Raw genomic sequence first — 1,603 nt, forward strand, 5'->3', positions numbered from 1 at the left:
CGCCGGCGCGGCGCGCGCGGTCGCACGCTCGCGCTCGCGGCCGTCCTGCATGTCCTGGTACTGGCGCCACAGATGCATGGCCGCGTAGGCGCGCCACGGCGCCCACTGCGCGGCGTGGCGCAGCATCTCGCCGGTGCGCTCGATGCCCAGCACCTTGCGCAGCGCGTAGTCGGTCGCCGGAAACGCATCGGGCCAGCCCAGCGCCCGCATCGCGATGTATTGCGCGGTCCAGTCGCCCACGCCGTCGATGGCACACAAGGCTGCAATGGTTTCCGCAGGCTCCACGCCTGGTTCCAGCGACAGCCTGCCTTCGACCATGGCCGTGGCAATGGCGTGGATCGCGCGGGCCTTGGCCAGCGGCACGCCGAGCGCATTGAGGTCTGTCACCGGCACCGCGGCCAGCGTGGCGGCGCTCGGGAAGCACGCCCGCAACTCGTCCGTCGGCACGGCCAGCGGCGCGCCATGGGCCTGCACCAGCCGATCCAGCATCGACCGGGCCTGCGCCAGCGAGACGACCTGGCCGAGCACCGCGCGCACCGCGATCTCGAAGCCGTCGACCGTACCCGGCAGCCGCATGCCCGGCATGTCGGCGGCCAGCGCGCCCAGATGGTGGTCGACCACATCGGGCCGGCAGCCCAGATCGCACAGGCGCCGGACCTTGCCAAGCACCTGCGGAATGGCATGCGCCAGCGAACCGGACAGCGTCACGCGCAGCACGTGGCGCTGCGGGGCCAGCGCCAGCCGCATCCAGCCGCTGTGCAGGCGGCCGGCCACCTCGATGGCCACGGTGCGCCCGTATTCGCCGCCATGCGGATCGGGCCGGATCTGCTCGACACCCGGCACCGCGCGCGCGCCGAGGAACTGCAGCAGCGCGTGCCACGCGAGCGGCGGCCGATAGCCGAGCTCGAACACCAGCCGGTCGGCCGGCATGCCCGCGGCGCGCTTGCGCATCGCGGTCGGCGCCAGGCCATAGCGGGTCTTCAATACGTCGTTGAAGCGGCGGACGCTGCCGAAGCCGGCGGCCAGGGCCACCTCGGTAACCGGCAGCGCGGTATCGGTCAGCAGCCGCTTGGCCAGCAGCAGACGCTGCGTCTGCGCGTATTCGACCAGCGAGACGCCGAACTGCGCGGTGAACAGCCGCCGAAGATGCCGCTCGGTGACGCCGATCCGCGCGGCCAGCTCGGGCACGCCGGCATCGGCGAGGAAGCCCTCGTCGATCAGCGTCGCCGCCGCCTGCGCCAGCCGCCCCGACAGATCCGCCAGCCCGTGCCCGGGCGCCAGCTCCGGCCGGCAGCGCAGGCAGGGCCGATAGCCGTGCTTCTCCGCGGCCGCCGCGGTGGCGAAGAAACTGCAGTTCTCGCGCTTGGGCGTGCGCACCGCGCAGACCGGCCGGCAGTAGATACCGGTCGACGACACGGCGACGAAAAAGCGCCCGTCGAAGCGGCGGTCATGCGAAACCACGGCGCGGTAGCAGGTATCGGGATCGAGTTCCATGGCTGCATGCTACCGCTTTCCGGCCGGGCGACCAGCCGGATTCGGACATGCGAGTCCGGCGAGCTTCGGCCCGCAAAATGGCCGCTGCGCGTGTTCAGCGCGGCTTGCC

At 72.4% G+C, this 1,603-nt stretch carries 1 protein-coding gene; it reads right to left on the reverse strand.

What is annotated here, in order from left to right:
* On the reverse strand, positions 1-1,494 hold a 1,494-nt coding region (locus B551_RS17860), incomplete at its 3' end, for a DNA-3-methyladenine glycosylase 2 family protein (RefSeq protein WP_023264691.1).
* Positions 1,495-1,603 lie beyond the last annotated feature (109 nt).

Source organism: Cupriavidus sp. HPC(L) (genome assembly GCF_000307735.3).
GTDB lineage: Bacteria > Pseudomonadota > Gammaproteobacteria > Burkholderiales > Burkholderiaceae > Cupriavidus.